The organism is Ectobacillus polymachus (assembly GCF_048159605.1).
GTDB classification, from domain to species: Bacteria; Bacillota; Bacilli; order Bacillales; family Bacillaceae_G; genus Ectobacillus; species Ectobacillus polymachus.
Map to the genome: position 1 here is coordinate 1,822,133 of NZ_JBLREB010000001.1, position 16,984 is coordinate 1,839,116.

General features: G+C 39.9%; 16 protein-coding genes. All 16 read right to left on the bottom strand.

Annotation, left to right across the window (positions count from 1 at the left end; all coding sequences use genetic code 11):
* Positions 1-21: 21 nt before the first annotated feature.
* The 16 genes from ACM5BR_RS09375 to lonB all read right to left on the bottom strand — a co-directional run bounded on the left by ACM5BR_RS09375 (position 22) and on the right by lonB (position 16,955).
* Positions 22-867: an ATP-binding cassette domain-containing protein gene (locus ACM5BR_RS09375; protein WP_416827528.1), complete on the bottom strand. Its 846-nt coding sequence runs from the start codon at positions 865-867 to the stop codon at positions 22-24.
* A gap of 12 nt (positions 868-879) precedes the next feature.
* Complete coding sequence (locus ACM5BR_RS09380; RefSeq protein ID WP_416827529.1) at positions 880-1,719, bottom strand: alpha-D-ribose 1-methylphosphonate 5-phosphate C-P-lyase PhnJ; 840 nt, start codon at positions 1,717-1,719, stop codon at positions 880-882.
* Between the two features lie 5 nt (positions 1,720-1,724).
* Positions 1,725-2,843, bottom strand: a complete 1,119-nt coding sequence (locus ACM5BR_RS09385) for a carbon-phosphorus lyase complex subunit PhnI (protein WP_416827531.1) — start codon at positions 2,841-2,843, stop codon at positions 1,725-1,727.
* Entirely contained in the window at positions 2,844-3,434 is a 591-nt protein-coding gene (gene phnH / locus ACM5BR_RS09390) for a phosphonate C-P lyase system protein PhnH (protein ID WP_416827532.1), read from the bottom strand. It lies immediately after the preceding gene.
* A gap of 16 nt (positions 3,435-3,450) precedes the next feature.
* A complete protein-coding gene (gene phnG, locus ACM5BR_RS09395) occupies positions 3,451-3,876 on the bottom strand; it encodes a phosphonate C-P lyase system protein PhnG (RefSeq protein ID WP_416827534.1) in 426 nt (141 codons plus the stop codon).
* Between the two features lie 78 nt (positions 3,877-3,954).
* Positions 3,955-4,656: a GntR family transcriptional regulator gene (locus tag ACM5BR_RS09400; RefSeq protein WP_416827536.1), complete on the bottom strand. Its 702-nt coding sequence runs from the start codon at positions 4,654-4,656 to the stop codon at positions 3,955-3,957.
* A gap of 27 nt (positions 4,657-4,683) precedes the next feature.
* Positions 4,684-5,535 carry a PHP domain-containing protein gene (locus tag ACM5BR_RS09405; RefSeq protein ID WP_416827538.1) on the bottom strand — a complete coding sequence of 284 codons (852 nt, stop codon included), beginning with the start codon at positions 5,533-5,535 and terminating at the stop codon, positions 4,684-4,686.
* Between the two features lie 248 nt (positions 5,536-5,783).
* Positions 5,784-7,070, bottom strand: a complete 1,287-nt coding sequence (gene hemL, locus ACM5BR_RS09410; RefSeq protein ID WP_416827540.1) for a glutamate-1-semialdehyde 2,1-aminomutase — start codon at positions 7,068-7,070, stop codon at positions 5,784-5,786.
* Positions 7,070-8,059 (bottom strand): porphobilinogen synthase, encoded by a 990-nt coding sequence (gene hemB, locus ACM5BR_RS09415; protein WP_416827542.1) that lies wholly within the window; start codon positions 8,057-8,059, stop codon positions 7,070-7,072. Before hemB ends, hemL begins: the two co-directional genes overlap by 1 nt.
* A gap of 26 nt (positions 8,060-8,085) precedes the next feature.
* A complete protein-coding gene (locus ACM5BR_RS09420; protein WP_416827544.1) occupies positions 8,086-8,835 on the bottom strand; it encodes a uroporphyrinogen-III synthase in 750 nt (249 codons plus the stop codon).
* 5 nt (positions 8,836-8,840) lie between these two features.
* Positions 8,841-9,758, bottom strand: coding sequence for a hydroxymethylbilane synthase (gene hemC, locus ACM5BR_RS09425; RefSeq protein WP_416827546.1), 918 nt, complete (start codon positions 9,756-9,758; stop codon positions 8,841-8,843).
* An 18-nt stretch (positions 9,759-9,776) separates the two neighbouring features.
* On the bottom strand, positions 9,777-10,610 hold the full coding sequence (locus ACM5BR_RS09430) for a cytochrome C assembly family protein (RefSeq protein ID WP_416827548.1): 834 nt from the start codon (positions 10,608-10,610) through the stop codon (positions 9,777-9,779).
* Positions 10,611-10,623: 13 nt separating this feature from the next.
* A complete protein-coding gene (gene hemA, locus ACM5BR_RS09435; RefSeq protein WP_416827549.1) occupies positions 10,624-11,961 on the bottom strand; it encodes a glutamyl-tRNA reductase in 1,338 nt (445 codons plus the stop codon).
* A gap of 265 nt (positions 11,962-12,226) precedes the next feature.
* Positions 12,227-12,823: a ribosome biogenesis GTP-binding protein YihA/YsxC gene (gene yihA, locus ACM5BR_RS09440; RefSeq protein ID WP_416827551.1), complete on the bottom strand. Its 597-nt coding sequence runs from the start codon at positions 12,821-12,823 to the stop codon at positions 12,227-12,229.
* Positions 12,820-15,141, bottom strand: coding sequence for an endopeptidase La (lon, locus tag ACM5BR_RS09445; RefSeq protein ID WP_416827553.1), 2,322 nt, complete (start codon positions 15,139-15,141; stop codon positions 12,820-12,822). The genes yihA and lon overlap by 4 nt, the downstream gene beginning before the upstream one ends.
* Before the next feature lie 143 nt (positions 15,142-15,284).
* On the bottom strand, positions 15,285-16,955 hold the full coding sequence (gene lonB, locus ACM5BR_RS09450) for an ATP-dependent protease LonB (RefSeq protein WP_416827555.1): 1,671 nt from the start codon (positions 16,953-16,955) through the stop codon (positions 15,285-15,287).
* Between the last annotated feature and the right edge of the window lie 29 nt (positions 16,956-16,984).

The window sequence follows — 16,984 nt, forward strand, 5'->3', positions numbered from 1 at the left end:
TCCCTCCAGTAATTAGAATGCTTAGAGCAACGAATGAACAAGTTTCTGTGTATAAGCGTGCTGCGGGTCTTCTAAAATTTGATCCGTTAGCCCTTGCTCGACTACTTGTCCGTCAAGCATGACCATTGTTCTGTCAGCGAGCATACGAATCACACCCAAATCGTGCGAAACGAGAATAATACTAATATGAAGCTCACGTTGTAAATGTTTGATTAGATCGAGCACGTTCGCTTGTACAGATAAATCAAGTCCTGTCGTTACCTCATCAAGAAGCAATATGGGCGGATTATTTGAAAGTGCCTTCGCAATTTGAACACGTTGCTGCATACCGCCTGAGAAATGCTTAGGTGCTTCCTGCATTCGGTAAAGTGGAATGTGAACTTTTTCTAGCAACTCACTCGCTCTCATTTCCATTTCATGTACATTGCGATTTCCTGCAGCAATCATTTTTTCTGCTATATTTCCTACAGAAGAAAAATCCATTCGTAGACCCAAAATTGGATTTTGATATACCTTTCCCATCAAGTGATTTCGAATAAATCTCTTTTGCTGAGACGATTCTTGAAATAAATTTACCTTTCCCTCTTTATAAGAGCTCAAATAGGCTGCTCCACTTGTCGCTTCTTGATCAAAATACATGCATCGCATCATTGTTGATTTGCCACTTCCACTTTCGCCAACAATCCCAATAATTTCACCAGGATACAAATCAAAACTAATCGATTGGCAAGAGTACACAGTACCGCAAGTGGGACAATAGTTTTTCAAAACATGCTCTCTGTTCCAGCTCTTACACTGGTCGCATCCTTCTCCGTATTGCTTACTTAAGTTTTGTACGGACAGAATGGGAATAGAACGTCTCGTCATTTCTCTATCACCTCATGAATTTGACTTCTGGTTTAATCGACTTAAGCAATAGCTTGTATCATTGCACTGGTAATACGTTTCTCCAGAGTCAAAGAGCTCGTCCAAATATACATGAGTTGCCCCGCAGAGCTTACACGATTTATCTGCAAAGGACTCCGCCTGAAACGGAAAATCTTCAAACGAAAGCGAGACAACCTTTGTGAATGGAGGAACTGCATAAATCTTCTTTTCTCTGCCCGCTCCAAGCAAAATAAGAGCCTCTGTGTAATTCATTTTTTCATTATCAAATTTTGGAATCGGGCTTGGTGCCATCACATATCGATCATGGACAAGGACTGGATGATCAGAACCGGTCGTTATATTTCGGTATTTCATTATTTGCTCGAACAGCATAAGCCATGCCCCGCTGTATTCCTTTTCCCCGTGAAGCTTCTTCGTTTCGAGCTCACTAGGCTCATACATACGCAGTGGCTCAGGGATTGGAACCTGCAAGATAAGAATTTGATCTTTCGTAAGTGGAATTTCCGGAATACGATGGCGCGACTGAATAAGGGTTGCCTCTTTCGTATCATCCGTAGTCTTAACACCAGTTGTTCTATGAATTAATTTTTTTATATTAACTGCATTCACCGACTCATCCGATCCTTGATCAATTACTTTTAGTACATCATCTCGGCCAATGAGGGAAAGAGTAACCTGAAGACCACCTGTACCCCAGCCTCTTGCAATCGGCATTTCTCTTGAGGCAAACGGAACTTGATAACCTGGAATCGCAATCGCTTTCAATGTCGCTCTTCGTATTTCTCGTTTGGATCCTTCGTCAAAGAAGGCAAAATTGTAGTTCATTTCCATACGCGTTACACCTCTTTGTTATCATTCATTTGTTTCGTCTTCCGAACATCATTTAGGCTAGATTGGAACGTAACATAGTGAGGTAATTTCAAATGTGATATAAATCCGGTTGACTCTACTGAATCAATATGATAAAGAACAAATTCCTCATTTTCGCTAGGGATAGCTGGATTGTCTCCCTCTAAACTCTTATCTAAGATGCTCATCGCAATCGCCTTCGTCTCATTCTGTCCAAAGCATAGGCCATAGCCAAAATCAAACGCTAGCTCCTTCTTCTTTCCTTGCTCTTTTTCGGTCATGACAGGCATGAGCATTTCCACTTCCGTTACTTTAATCTCACCAATATAGTACGCATCCTCTTCCTCCTCCGAAGATACGAGTGGAGAATCGATGTAAATTGGAAGATATCCTACCCGAAGCTCACCAACTGTCGGATGGAGCATGCCATACCCGCGAATGACCGCATAGGCGAAGGAAGTAACCGCTCCTGTCTGCCCTCTCGTTAAAATTTGCAGCTTTTGACTGCGACTAGAGGGAAAGGTAATACTCTTTCTTGTGACATCATCTGGTTTGTTGTCATCAACAGGACACTCTTCCATAAGCCCTTTCCTTCGTAAATAATCTAATACTTTAGGTAAATGAGACAAATCGGTTTCATCCGATGTTTCGCCTTCTTCCTTTATAAAAGCGTCTAACCACCGCTTCACTGTTTCATTTGTTTCCTGCGTCATTTCAAAATCAAGTAAGCGATGCGCATAATCACGTGAAGCGCCCAATATTTGTCCACCCGGTACATCCTTAAAGCTTGCGGAAATCCGTCTTTCCACTCGCATTTGCTCGGAGAGAGACGTACGCGAATAGTGCTTTCTAGGCAAAGTGGAACGATATGCACGAAGCAAAAACACTGCTTCCTCAGGATTTCCCTCGGCCTGCTTGATAGCGATAGCCGCTAATGTTTCACTGTAAAGGCTGCTTTCCGACATGATTTGGTCAATAAGGCCTTTCATGCCTCCTTCAATGTCTGCAAGATCCAAAACTCGTCCCTGGTTCACCCGCTCGTACTGTACTCGTTTTAGCGATTCCTCGATGGCTTTTGTACCACCCTTTACAGCCACATATCCCATCTATCTCCCCTCCTTGATAACCTGCGTTGTTCGAGGCAAACAAAGTAGTTGATGCTCTCTATCAACAAAAATAAGGTCAATTCCAAGTGGATATTCTTTGTTTTTATCAGTGCGAATCGCAATCCATTCCTCGCTTACATCTACCTTAACAAAGCTGACCTCTTGAATACCGGGTCCTCTAAGGCTTAGCACTGCTTCATTTGAAAGGGCATTTGTTTCTACAATAATTGTCGCCGATGTATGAGGATTCATTAGTTCTCCTATCTTTGCCTCCTGCACGGCAAGCTGCAAGGAACCAGATGGAGCATCATCTAGAAGAAAGATAAAATCAGCATGCTTTGTATCTACTGCTTTTGCATAGGTCAACTGATGAAGGAAACGTGTAATTGGTCTCTCCTGATTCGAAAACACCTTAAAACTTACTTCTGTATCAAGCAGCATTCTTGCAAGTAATAGAGTAGAAGGAAAGCATGGAGAAACTCCTTCCCATTTCTTCACCTCGTCTACTAAATTAGAAATGGATCCTGGTCTTGCCATTGAATCTATTACTTTTCGATAGGAAGTTTGTATATCATGAACTGCATCTAGCATTCTCAAAATCCCCCTGTCAATCAATATCCATCGTTTCAAAGTTAACTTTTGTTTTTAATACCTTCTCTTCCCATTTCCTTATAGAGAGCTGAATTCGCTCCTCTTCAGACGCTAAGATTTCGGTCCATGTCAATGTTTCTGGTAGATTTGCTGCATATGCTGCATCAATGACTGCTAAATGGTAAGCAAGCTCTGGTTCATCCCCCTTCACAACCCCTAGACCAAAGTGATTCTGAATGGATACCTTGCATTCTGTTATGAACAATTCTCCAAGATAAAATAGACTTTTCTTAGCGGTTTCTCTCGATTTAATCATGACGAGACCATGATTCGGCTCCTCGATTGTGATAACAGAATATTGGTCGATAATCTGTTGTGCAAGCTTTTCGGAAACGGATTTTGAACCATCAATTAATATTTCAGTCCTCTGTTTTCGTTTCATGTCTAACGCTCCCTACTCCATAATTCCTTCCCAGACATACTGTATCTTGTTGCCAAGCAAGCGAATGTAAAGATTTTATTAAAACACATACGTAAAATAATCACTGCGATATAAAATTTTGCTATAATCTATTTTTTTTTGCGTCGTTTGATCCTTACATGCTGCTTCCATTACAAGTAGGGGAATAAAGCCCGAGCATGCAAGGATTTCTCGTTCGAATTTAGAAGGAAAGGTAACGCTTAATAACATTTGTGATTCGCTAACTGGGTCATATCCTTTGCTTATATAAAATTCATACATAGACGTAATGTCTTTTCCTATCCGTTCAATCTCAGGAAACATCGATTCCGCCACATAGGAAATATGCATGGCAATGGGTACATGGTCAATGATTCGTAGCCGTACGATTTTAAACACACGTTCCTGTTCATGGGCTCCCAATGCTTGATAAATTTTGTGGTTATATTCAATAGCCTTACAGAGAATGTTTTTCGACTGATAGTTATAGCCGAGCTCTATCATTTTATTACTAAAGCTTTTATTTCCAGACATCATAAGAGGAATTCGTTGATGTCGATCTTTCACAAATCTTCCCTTGCCTTGCTTTGAATAGATGTAGCCTAATTCCTGAAGTCTCTCAAACGCTTTACGCACCGTCATACGGGGTACCCGAAACAAATCAGCAAGCTCATTCTCTGACGGTAATTTATCGCCGGGATCATAAATACCTGATTGTATGTCCGCTAGCAAATGATCCATAATCTCCATTTCTTCTGGCATATCTATTCATCCCCTTAGAAAAAGGCTTTAGATCTTTAATTTTCTTTCAAGTAATACTTGCAAATTCTCAGTTCCTGGATGATTACATCCTAGCGTAACGTCTCGTTCTCCATAAAAACCGTGAAAGTCAGAACCGCCGGTTTGGATTAATCCATACTTAGCTGCATACCTTTTTGCCATCTCGCAATCAGCTGTACTATGTAAGGGATGCCAAACTTCAATCCCTTGTAATCCACTCTCTACTAATTCAGGTACGGCATCGAAATTTTTGTATTGTCCTGGATGGGCGAGAACGGGAACGCCCCCGGCCTCTAATATGACTTGAATAGCCAAACTTGGCTTTACGTATTCAACGGGTATGTACGCGATGCCTACAGCTGCTTTGTTTTGCCCACGAGAAAACAAGGTTTTGTATAACTCACCGTATATTGATTCGGTGTAGCCTTTTTCAATTAAAGCATGCATAATATGCTGCTTATAAACGCCCGTTCCTCCACTCGCAAACTTCTGTACCTGCTCCCAGCTTATGTCGTAGCCAGCCTCAATAACCCTTTGTACCATTTGATAACAAGCTTCATGCCGTGCTGCTAATAATGGATCGCATAGCTGTTGAATAGCAGGGTGGCCAGGCTTAATAAAGTAGCCAAGTATATGTACTTTTCTCTCTCTTTCAACGTCATAGGAAGATATTTCAATGCCCGGAATAATTTCAATATCGTTTTGTTTTCCTTTCTCTATCATGTCTGAAAGACCTATAGTCGTGTCGTGATTTGTAATCGCTAAATGGCTTACTTGCTCGCCCATCGCTAATAGAAGTAAATCATCAAATGAAAACGATCCATCGGATATCGTAGTATGACAATGTAATTCCGCTTTCATGTAGCATCCCCCTTGATTACCTGAAATGAATAAACCGTTACACAAGTCTATGGAACTAGTCTAACTTGATGCCAAGTTGGCCGGATTAACGAACTGTAAATAGATTGTTAAAATCTTGTAATCTTGAGAGTTTTCTTCCTTCCCCTTTGAGAAGCGTCTACAAAATAAAAAAACCCGAGATAGAAGAAGATTGCCACGAAAGCAATTTTCTTCTATCTCGGGTTTTATAACCGTATTTATTACTATATTTACTTTAATTTTGAAAATGCAATTGTTGCAGCTTCGATTGTTTTTTCAATATCCTCATCGCTGTGCATGGTGGATAGGAATAATCCTTCAAATTGAGATGGCGGCAAAAAGATGCCTTGTTCTGCCATTTCACGATAATAGTTTGCAAAATAGTCTAGATTTGAAGTTTTTGCCGTTTCGAAATTGATTACTTTTTCATTCGTAAAGAAGAATCCGATCATCGATCCAGCACGATTTACACATGCAGGAATATCATAAGCTTTCGCTGCAGCAGTTATACCTTCTTGCAAGCGATCTGCCTTTCGCTCGAATTCCTTATACGAATCTGGTGTAAGTTGTACAAGTGTTTCGTATCCTGCTGTCATGGCAAGCGGATTTCCAGACAGAGTACCTGCTTGATAAATTGGACCACTTGGCGCGATTTGTTCCATAATTTCTGCCTTGCCACCAAATGCTCCAACTGGAAGACCGCCGCCTATTACCTTACCAAGACAAGTTAAGTCCGGTGTAATGCCAAAATACCCTTGTCCACAGTTGTAGCCTACGCGAAAGCCAGTCATCACTTCATCAAAAATAAGAAGCGTTCCATACTCTTTCGTGATATCTCGTAATCCTTCCAAAAATCCAGGAAGAGGCGGAACAACGCCCATGTTTCCAGCAACTGGCTCCACAATAACAGCTGCAAGGTCATCACCATGTAGCCTAAATGCAGTTTTTACCCCTTCTAAATCATTGTATGGAACAGTAATCGTATTACGAGCTATTCCCTCAGGTACACCAGGGCTATCAGGTAATCCTAAAGTCGCTACACCTGATCCCGCTTTAATTAGAAGAGAATCACCGTGACCGTGATAGCATCCTTCAAATTTTAAAATTTTATTTCTACCTGTATATCCGCGCGCTAAACGCAGTGCACTCATCGTTGCTTCGGTTCCAGAGTTCACCATTCTCACAATTTCTACGGATGGTACACGGCTAATAACAAGCTTAGCAAGCTCATTTTCAATCTCGGTTGGAGTACCAAAACTTGTTCCCTTTTCCGCTACTTTCTTTAAGGCTTCTACAACTCGTTCATTCGTATGACCGAGGATTAGCGGGCCCCATGATAAAACATAATCGATATATTCATTGCCATCGATATCATATACCTTTGAACCCTTTCCGTGATCCATAAAGATTGGATTCATTCCTACCGCCCGGAATGCACGAACCGGACTATTTACACCGCCAGGCATAAGCTTTTTTGCTTCTTCAAAGGCTTGAATGCTCTTTGTAAATTGTTTCATTAACGCTTACTCCCTTCTTGCAACCATTTTGCTGCATCTTTTGCAAAGTAAGTGATAATTAAATCTGCTCCTGCACGTTTCATACTGATTAATTGTTCTAACACAATTTGTTTTTCATTGATCCATCCATTCAAAGCCGCAGCCTTAACCATGGAGTATTCACCGCTCACGTTGTATGTAACAACTGGAAGATTCACGTGATTTCGTACATCACGAATAATATCGAGATAAGAAAGTGCAGGCTTTACAATTAAGAAATCTGCGCCTTCTTCAACATCCGACTCTGCCTCACGAAGCGCTTCTAGACGATTGGCTGGATCCATTTGGTATGTTTTGCGATCACCAAACTGCGGTGCACTGTTAGCCGCATCACGAAATGGACCATAATGCGCAGACGAATATTTCACTGCATAGGACATAATCGGAACATTGGTAAATCCATTTTCATCTAATGAACGGCGGATTGCAGTTACAAATCCATCCATCATATTCGATGGGGCAATAATATCTGCCCCTGCTTTCGCTTGACTTACTGCAGTTTTTGCAAGTAATTCTAACGATTCATCATTAAGAATAACGCCATCTTCAATAACACCGCAATGACCATGGTCTGTATATTCACAAAGGCAAGTATCAGCAATTACAATTAACTCTGGAAAGTGCGCTTTAATTTCTGAAATAGCTTTTTGCACAACACCATGATTACAATATGCGGAAGATCCCACTTCATCTTTATCATCCGGAATACCGAAAACAATAACGGATTTGATTCCTAAATCAACCACTTCTTGTATTTCTTCATGAAGTAAGTCGATAGAAAATTGATAGATTCCTGGCATAGACTGAATCGGATTTTTCTTATTTTCTCCTTCTACTACGAAAACAGGATAAATGAAATCTTCTGTATGTAAGTATGTTTCTCGTACAAGTGCTCGCATATTCGCTGATTGACGTAAGCGACGATGACGTTGAAATTGTAAATGACTCATAGTCTTTCATCTCCAGTTGTTTATTTTTACCGCAACGTATGTTTTGCAGCACAATCTAATAGTGCATCAATTGTATATTCATTCGGTACTACTAACGTTGCAAAATAAGGTTTTGCTTCACGTTCTGTAGTTGGTCCTATACAACCAATTGTACACCTTTTTACCCATTGTCTCCAATCCGTTCCCTCTAGTAAAGCGACAAAGCTTTTGACTGTTGAAGGACTTGTAAACGTTATAATATCTATGATTCCACTCTCTAACGCTTGGATAAGAGAAAGTTTCGCCTCATCGTTTTTCTTCGTTTCGTAAACAACGATTTCACGAATCGAAATGCCAGCATCCTGCATAGCAAGTGGGATGACATCACGTGCCAAGTTTCCTTTTGGAAACAGGATTCGCACCCTATTAGAAATGAGTGGGAGAAATTCTTCTATGAATACTTCAGCCTCAAATTTACTTGGAACAAAGGAAACCTTACATCCCAAACGTTCTAGCTCCTGCTTTGTCTTTTTCCCGATAGCCGCAACTTGCAAAGAGGAAGGAATTTCTACCTTACCAATCAATTGAAAAAAATAAGTCACGCTATTCTTGCTCGTAAACAAAATCCAATCATATTCAGACAATGTTTCCGAGGGAAAATCGCAAGATACTGGAGCAATTGTTAGCAAAGGAAGGACAAAGGGAATGCCGCCTCTCATACGAACTGCATCAGCCATTTCCTTTGCTTGTGCTTTTGCTCGTGGAATAAGAACCATTCGGTTAGCTAAAGACTCCATATGCATCACTGCTCCATAGCTTCCTCGATAAGACGCTTCGCCCCACGAGCAAGAAGAAGATCTGCAGCCTTATTTCCTACTTCTTCTGGATCCTGACCTGTTACAATTTCCTTTAACAATTTCGTTCCTGTTTTCGATCCAACTAAAGCGGTTAGCTCCACTTCGCCAGTTTCCTTTAGAATAGCGTGACCAGCAATAGGAACTTGACATCCGCCTTCTAGCTTGTTTAGAAATACCCGTTCTGCCGTTACGGTTTGTTCCGTTACAGTATCATTCATCAGACGAAGCGCTTGTAGTAGTTCCTCATCATCTGCTCGGCATTCAATGGAAAGTGCGCCTTGTCCTACAGCTGGAACACAAACATCTAAATATTCTGTAATGACATCTTCACTCCACCCCATACGATGCATGCCAGCGGCTGCTAACACAATCGCATCATACTCCTCTTCATGAAGCTTCTTAATGCGGGTATCAATGTTACCGCGAATCCATTTCATTTGCAAATCAGGACGCACCGCTAGAAGCTGGGCACTCCGGCGAAGGCTGCTCGTTCCCACAATCGCTCCGCTAGGGAGATTTTCAAACGTTGCACCTGTTTTTGAAATCAATACATCACGCGGATCCACGCGTTTTGGAATACATCCAATCGTTAATCCTTCCGGAAGAACAGCCGGCATATCCTTCATACTATGAACTGCTATATCAATTTCCTTTGAAAGCATAGCTTGTTCAATTTCTTTTACAAATAAGCCTTTTCCGCCAACCTTTGACAAAGTCACATCAAGAATTACATCGCCCTTTGTGACGATTTCCTTTACTTCAAACTCGAAGGGCACATTTCGTTTTTTTAGTTGAGCAATTACCCAATTGGTTTGTGTTAAAGCAAGTTTACTTCTTCTTGAACCAACAATTATTTTACGCATGTCATGTCTCTCCTATGTTTAGATATGCCAAAAATGAAAGGAAGATAAACTAGTAAATAAAAAAAGATTGATAAGTAAAACAAGAAACGCCCCTATATTCCAATTGGCAACATTTCTCCCTTGAAGCTTCTCAGATCCTTGTAAATATAGCCCTACACTATAAACGAGCAAAACGATAAACGACCCTGATACCTTCGGATCATACCAATGAAATTGATCCACTTTCGCATACGCCCAGATGCAGCCAAGCAGTAGTGCGAATAGGAAAAAAGGGACAGAAAATAAATTTAAACCAAAGGAAAGCGAATTCAGATTTTGTAAATTTCCTAGTCTACGCAATCGATTGTTCCACTTTTTTTGCTTTAATAACGTATATTGTAGCACGTACATACAAGAAAATATGAACGAAACCGTGAACGTTGCATAAGTGATAAATACCATTCCCACATGAACATATACGAGATCTGAGATTAATCGATTTGCAAGCATAGGGGGAGTTTTCCCAATCGGAGTAAAAACAGAAAACACATCTACTCCAAAAGCGATGACGTTAGTAAAAAACACGAGAAAATCCACACGAAAAACACGATTCATCACGAGAGAAAGAGTAAGAAGCAGCCATACATAAAAGTAAACACCAGACAAGAGCGTTAGAATGAAATTTTCTGTCGTTCCTACTGCACGCATAATCATAAAAATCGTATGCAGTACCCATACAATGGAAAGTAACCAAAAAGCAATCCGATTTGCCCTTTGGTTACTCTGAAAATAGTCTATACAATATAAGCTAACACTGCACGCATACAATAGGATTTCAACGTGGTACACGATGCTATAGTTTAAAAGTTCCACCTTTTGTTCCTACCTACAAAGAATGGAAAGAAGACAGTACGTTCTGTTCTTTCTCCCTCTTCGCAACTCGTGATTCCATTTCCTTCGCTAAGTCAAGGCCAAAAATCTTAGCAAAAAGCTCTAATTTTTCTCCTGCATCTGGCTCTCCCGCCAATTCCTTAGCGATTAATATTGGATTTTTCAACAGCTGATTAATAATACTCTTCGTGTGCTTACTTATCACTTTCTTCTCACGTTCTGAAAGCGTAGGAATTTTCCGCTCAATGCTTTCCATCGTATCACTTTGAATTTGTGATGCTTTTTCACGTAAAGAAGAAATGAGAGGAACTACACCTAGCGTATCCATCCAAGCTTTAAATACAACGATTTCTTCTTCAATCATAAGTCCGATTTTTTCTGCTTCTTTGCTTCGTTCTTCTTTATTTGCTTCAACAATTCCCTCTAAATCATCTATATCATATAAAAATACACTTTCTAATTTTCCAATTTCAGGATCCAAATCTCGCGGCACTGCAATATCGACCATAAATAGTGGACGACCACGACGTGCCTTTTCTACCTTTTCCATCAAGCTTTTAGTGATAACGAAGTTTGAAGAACCTGTGGAACTAATTAAAATATCTGCTTGTACAAGGGCAGATTCTAATTCTTCCAACGGTTGGGCTTGTCCCATATACTTTTCGGCCATCGCTTCAGCCTTTTCAAATGTACGATTAATGACCGTAACCATTTTCACACCGCTGCCGTATAAATTCTGCAAAGCGAGTTCTCCCATTTTTCCTGCACCTAGAATAAGAACATGACAATTTGAAAGATTATTAAAAATCTTCTTCGCTAGCTCAACAGCAGCATAGCTGACGGATACTGCATTTGTATCAATGGATGTCTCCGTATGAGCGCGCTTTGCAAGAGTAACAACTTGCTTGAACAACTCATTAAAAATCGTACCAGTCGTTTTCTTCTCTTGTGCTTCTAAAAAGCTAGAGCGAATTTGACCTAAAATTTGTGTTTCTCCTATAACCATGGAATCAAGTCCGCTTGTTACGCGAAACAAATGATCGACAGCTCCATCATTTTCCCAAATAGAAAGATAAGGAGATATCTCCTCTATAGAAAGCTGAAACCAATCAGCTAAAAACTGCTTAATATAATATCTTCCTGTGTGGAGCTGATCCACAACTGTATACACTTCCGTACGATTACACGTTGAAACGATTACATTTTCCAATATACTCTTTTGCTTCTGTAGCTGAGTCATCGCCCTTTCTAGTTCATCACCTTGAAAGGATAATTGTTCACGAATTTCTACAGGGGCAGTTCTATAGTTAACACCGACAATTAAAATATGCACGTAGTGTATCCCCCTTCAAATAATCAATTACAATATAATCATAATACAAATGTTACTGACTAAATCCAACAAATATGTGAATACATATGTTTTCATTTCAGTAGGTTTACTAAAAAAAATATAGCATATAAACTCTACTTGCTACGTTATCAAAAAATGAAAGAGGAATCAAGTAACGGAATCCAAATAAGATTCCCATTTTCACCTAGAAAAGAAGGGATTTGATAACGCTTACTTTTTTTCTGCAAAAAACGTGCGACTGTTGTCACACGTTTTCCGAACGAATATATCGTAAAATTTTTCCCCATGCTTCGTCTCTACCCATTCCTTTTTCAGAGGAAAATAAGATAATTTCATCACCTTTTTTAACATTTAATGTGTCATGTACAACTTTTAAATGAGCCTGATATTTTCCTTTATTTATTTTATCAGCCTTCGTTGCCACTATTATAGTGGGAATGTTGTAAAACTTTAAAAACTCGTACATCGCCACATCATCTTTTGTAGGAGCATGTCGTACATCTACGATGAGGACCGTTGCCTTAAGTTGCTCTCTCGACTTAAAGTACGTTTCAATCATTTTCCCCCATGCTTCTCGTTCTACTTTCGATACTTGGGCATATCCATATCCCGGAACATCAACAAAATGTAATTGATCATTCACAATATAAAAATTTAGCGTTTGTGTTTTTCCTGGCTTAGAGGAAATACGAGCTAAGCTTTTTCGATTTAATAAGGTGTTAATGAATGAAGACTTTCCTACATTCGATCTTCCTGCTAACGCAATTTCAGGTAAATTCCCTGGTGGATACTGAGCTGGTTTGACTGCACTAATGACTATTTCAGATTTTGTTATTTTCATTTTTTCACTCCTACCAACGCATGCTCCAGTACTTCATCAAGATGAGATACGAGTACAAACGTTAGCTCTTCTTTCACACTTTCTGGAATATCGTCTAAATCTCTTTCATTGTCTGCAGGAATAATAATTTTCTTCAATCCTGCACGGTGTGCACTCAACGTTTTTTCCTTTAATCCGCCAATTGGCAAGACGCGACCTCGCAGTGTAATTTCTCCAGTCATTCCGACTTCTTTACTAACAGGCCGTCCGGTTAATGCAGAGATGAGTGCCGTTGCCATTGTAATACCTGCAGATGGACCATCCTTTGGGACTGCTCCTTCTGGCACATGAATATGAATATCATTTTTTTCATAAAAATCCTTATCAATGTGGAGTTCCTCAGCACGAGAGCGAATATAACTAAATGCTGCTTGGGCAGATTCTTTCATCACATCTCCGAGCTTACCTGTCAGTATTAATTTACCTTTACCCGGATAAAGGGATACTTCTATTGCTAGTGTATCGCCGCCTGCAGTTGTATAGGCAAGACCTGTAGCAACACCTACTTGATCTTGCAATTCTGCCTCGCCAAAACGAAATATTTTCTTTCCTAAAAACTCAGGAAGAGATTTTTCTGTAATAATTACTCTTTTTCTTTCTTCCGTTACAAGGATGCGTGCAACCTTTCGGCAAATAGCTGCAAGCTGTCTTTCTAATGAACGAACGCCCGCTTCTCTCGTATAATAACGAATGATCGCAAGGAGTGCATCATCACGAATTTGCAACTTTCCTTTGCTAAGTCCATGCTCCTTCAGCTGCTTTATTAACAAATGATCGCGTGCAATATTTACTTTTTCAATCTCGGTATAACCTGCAATCGAAATAATTTCCATACGATCTAACAGCGGTCCTGGGATAGTCGAAAGCGTATTGGCAGTAGCAATAAACATTACATTCGATAAATTGTAAGGCTCTTCAATGTAGTGATCACTAAAGTTACTGTTTTGTTCAGGATCGAGAACCTCAAGGAGAGCCGCCGAAGGGTCCCCACGGAAATCACTTGACATTTTATCTATTTCATCTAATAAAAAAACTGGATTTATCGTTTTTGCTTTTTTCATTCCTTGAACGATACGACCTGGCATTGCACCTACATATGTTCGTCTATGACCACGAATTTCAGATTCATCACGAACACCGCCAAGTGATACACGTACAAAATTACGATTTAACGATCTTGAAATAGAACGTGCAAGTGATGTTTTTCCGACACCAGGAGGTCCTACTAAGCAAAGAATAGGTCCTTTTAGCGAACGAGTTAGCTTTTGAACTGCTAAATACTCAAGAACACGTTCTTTTACCTTCTCTAAGCCAAAATGATCTTCGTTTAATATTTTTTCAGCTCGATGAATATCGAGTATATCTTCTGTTGCTTCTTTCCATGGGAGCGATAGCATCCAATCTATGTAATTTCGTATTACACCACTTTCAGCAGAGCTTGCAGGTAATTTCTCGTAGCGATCTAATTCTCGAATGACTGCTTCTTTCGTTTCATCCGGCATACCTGAATTATCAATTTTCTCATGTAAATCCTCAACTTCGCTACTTTTTCCTTCTTTCTCACCAAGCTCTTTCTGAATTGCTTTCAGTTGTTCCCGAAGAAAATATTCCTTCTGCGTACGTTCCATCGAGTGCTTTACACGTTGTCCAATTTTCTTCTCAAGGTTAAGCAATTCCTTCTCATCTTGAATGATGGAAATAAGGCGATTCAATCTGTCTTTTACATTAATAATTTCTAATACTTCTTGTTTTTCATTTACCTTTAAAGGAAGATGAGAAGCGACTAGATCGGCAAGGCGTCCAGGTTCGTTTACATCCACAATCGTTGCAAACGTTTCGTTAGAAACCTTTTTCGAAAGCTTGATGTACTGATCGAAATGTTCCACTAACGTACGCATCAATGCCTTTTCTTCTAGATCTCCTTCCTCTTTATCTTCAAGAATGGCAATCGTAGCATTTACAACACTTTCTTCCTCTTGTAATGCTACCATTTCTGCTCTATGTAATCCTTCTACTAACACACGAACTGTTCCATTTGGTAATTTTAGCATTTGCTTTACCTTTGCTAGCGTACCAATCGTATATAAGTCTTCCTTAGCTGGTTGATCTACATTTACATCTCTTTGTGTCATCAAAAAGATAAGATCTTCATTTAAAGCAGCATTTTCCAAAGCTTGTATAGATTTTTCACGTCCTACATCAAGATGTAAAACAACTGTTGGATACACAAGAATGCCTCGTAATGGAAGGAGGGGTACGATTCTTTCGTTCGTATTCATTCTAATTTTGCACCTCCATTTTTATATAGTCTGTTCACCTATTGTATATTACAACAGAACATTTATGCAATTATGGAGATAGATCAAGGGCTTAAAAAGAAAATGGACTTCGCTTTGCCGCCCGGCAAAACGAAGTCAGCCCTTTACATAGAGTGCATTTCACCCTCATCATGCAAGAAAGTGGAACGTCTTGTATCAGAATAGTCAGGATCAACGAATGTGCGTGCAAACACATCATGTAGATGACGTACTGGAACAATTTCTATTCCTTTAATACTATAAAGCATCGGCTGGACATTATCTGCAGGGATTAATACTGTTTTCACTCCTGCTTTCTTTGCGGCCTTTACTTTCGCAAATACACCGCCAACAGGCTTTACCTCACCGTGAATACTGATTTCTCCCGTTAATGCGATGTCATTTCTTACAAATACACCTTGAACAGCAGAATAAACACCGGTAGCGATAGCAATTCCCGCTGATGGTCCATCAACAGGTACACCACCTGGAAAATTAATATGCAAATCATGGCCAGACGGTAATAAATCGAGCGATCGAAGTACTGTTATTACATTATCCACTGAGCCCTTAACCATACTTTTCCGACGTATCGATTTTGTTTGATTGCCAAGACTTTCTTCCTCTACAATTCCTGTAATGACAACTTCGCCTTTTCCTTCTACTGAAATCGCAGTTACCTCTACTTCTAGGAGTGCTCCCATATTCGGGCCATATACCGCTAACCCATTGACAATACCTATTTTCGGAATCGGATAGATTCTCTTTTCTAGCTTTGGTGTTAATTGATTAGAATGAATTACCCATTCAATATCTTCATCACGAATGCTACTTCGTTCCTCATTAATAGCCATGCCGGCTGCCAACTGAACGAGATTAATGGCTTCTCGACCATTCCTTGCATATAGTCCAATTCTTTCAAGTCCTTGCTGTGATATTTGCAAACCAATTCTGCCAGCAGCATTATTCGCAACCTTTTCTATCTCTTCATTTTCAAGCTCACGGAAGAATACCTCCAAACAGCGTGAACGAATGGCTGGAGAAATTTCTTCTGGAGAACGAGTTGTTGCACCAACTAGTCGAAAATCTGCTGGAAATCCATTTTGAAATATATCATGTATATATGAAGGAATAAGAGCATTTTCCTCACTATAATAAGCACTGTCGAGAAATACCTTTCGATCTTCTAGTACTTTTAACATTTTGTTCATTTGAATAGGATGTAATTCACCTATTTCATCAATAAACAAAATCCCTCCATGTGCATCCGTAACTGCACCTTTTTTAGGTTGTGGAATGCCTGCCTGTCCCATAGCACCAGCCCCTTGATAGATTGGATCATGAACAGAACCAATGAGCGGATCTGCAATGCCGCGTTCATCAAAGCGAGCCGTTGTTGCATCAAGCTCTACAAACACGCTATTAGGACGAAATGGAGATTTTGAATTTTTTTTTGCCTCCTCTAGTACAAGTCGTGCTGCTGCTGTTTTTCCGACACCTGGAGGTCCATAAATAATAACATGCTGTGGATTTGGTCCACAAAGCGCTGCCTGCAGTGCTTTAATTCCATCTTCTTGACCAATTATTTCTTGAAACGAGACCGGGCGTACCCGCTGTGCAAGAGGCTCTGTTAAGGAAATAAGGCGCATTTTGCGTAGCTGCTCCATCTCTTTCTTAGATTCTTTATCAATTGATATTTTTTGTGTACGTTGGTTTTTGAGTAAATACCAAAAATACATTCCGACAATTACGCCGAAAAATAATTGAACGAGCAAAATCACATTCGTCCAGCTCATGAAGATCCCTCCAAACCAGTAATACTTGT

Coding starts and splice junctions, on each gene's coding strand:
- ACM5BR_RS09375 (WP_416827528.1), bottom strand. CDS start 867: ATGACGAGACGTTCTATTCCCATTCTGTCCGTACAAAACTTAAGTAAG.
- ACM5BR_RS09380 (WP_416827529.1), bottom strand. CDS start 1,719: ATGGAAATGAACTACAATTTTGCCTTCTTTGACGAAGGATCCAAACGA.
- ACM5BR_RS09385 (WP_416827531.1), bottom strand. CDS start 2,843: ATGGGATATGTGGCTGTAAAGGGTGGTACAAAAGCCATCGAGGAATCG.
- phnH (WP_416827532.1), bottom strand. CDS start 3,434: ATGCTAGATGCAGTTCATGATATACAAACTTCCTATCGAAAAGTAATA.
- phnG (WP_416827534.1), bottom strand. CDS start 3,876: ATGAAACGAAAACAGAGGACTGAAATATTAATTGATGGTTCAAAATCC.
- ACM5BR_RS09400 (WP_416827536.1), bottom strand. CDS start 4,656: ATGCCAGAAGAAATGGAGATTATGGATCATTTGCTAGCGGACATACAA.
- ACM5BR_RS09405 (WP_416827538.1), bottom strand. CDS start 5,535: ATGAAAGCGGAATTACATTGTCATACTACGATATCCGATGGATCGTTT.
- hemL (WP_416827540.1), bottom strand. CDS start 7,070: ATGAAACAATTTACAAAGAGCATTCAAGCCTTTGAAGAAGCAAAAAAG.
- hemB (WP_416827542.1), bottom strand. CDS start 8,059: ATGAGTCATTTACAATTTCAACGTCATCGTCGCTTACGTCAATCAGCG.
- ACM5BR_RS09420 (WP_416827544.1), bottom strand. CDS start 8,835: ATGGAGTCTTTAGCTAACCGAATGGTTCTTATTCCACGAGCAAAAGCA.
- hemC (WP_416827546.1), bottom strand. CDS start 9,758: ATGCGTAAAATAATTGTTGGTTCAAGAAGAAGTAAACTTGCTTTAACA.
- yihA (WP_416827551.1), bottom strand. CDS start 12,823: ATGAAAATAACAAAATCTGAAATAGTCATTAGTGCAGTCAAACCAGCT.
- lon (WP_416827553.1), bottom strand. CDS start 15,141: ATGAATACGAACGAAAGAATCGTACCCCTCCTTCCATTACGAGGCATT.
- lonB (WP_416827555.1), bottom strand. CDS start 16,955: ATGAGCTGGACGAATGTGATTTTGCTCGTTCAATTATTTTTCGGCGTA.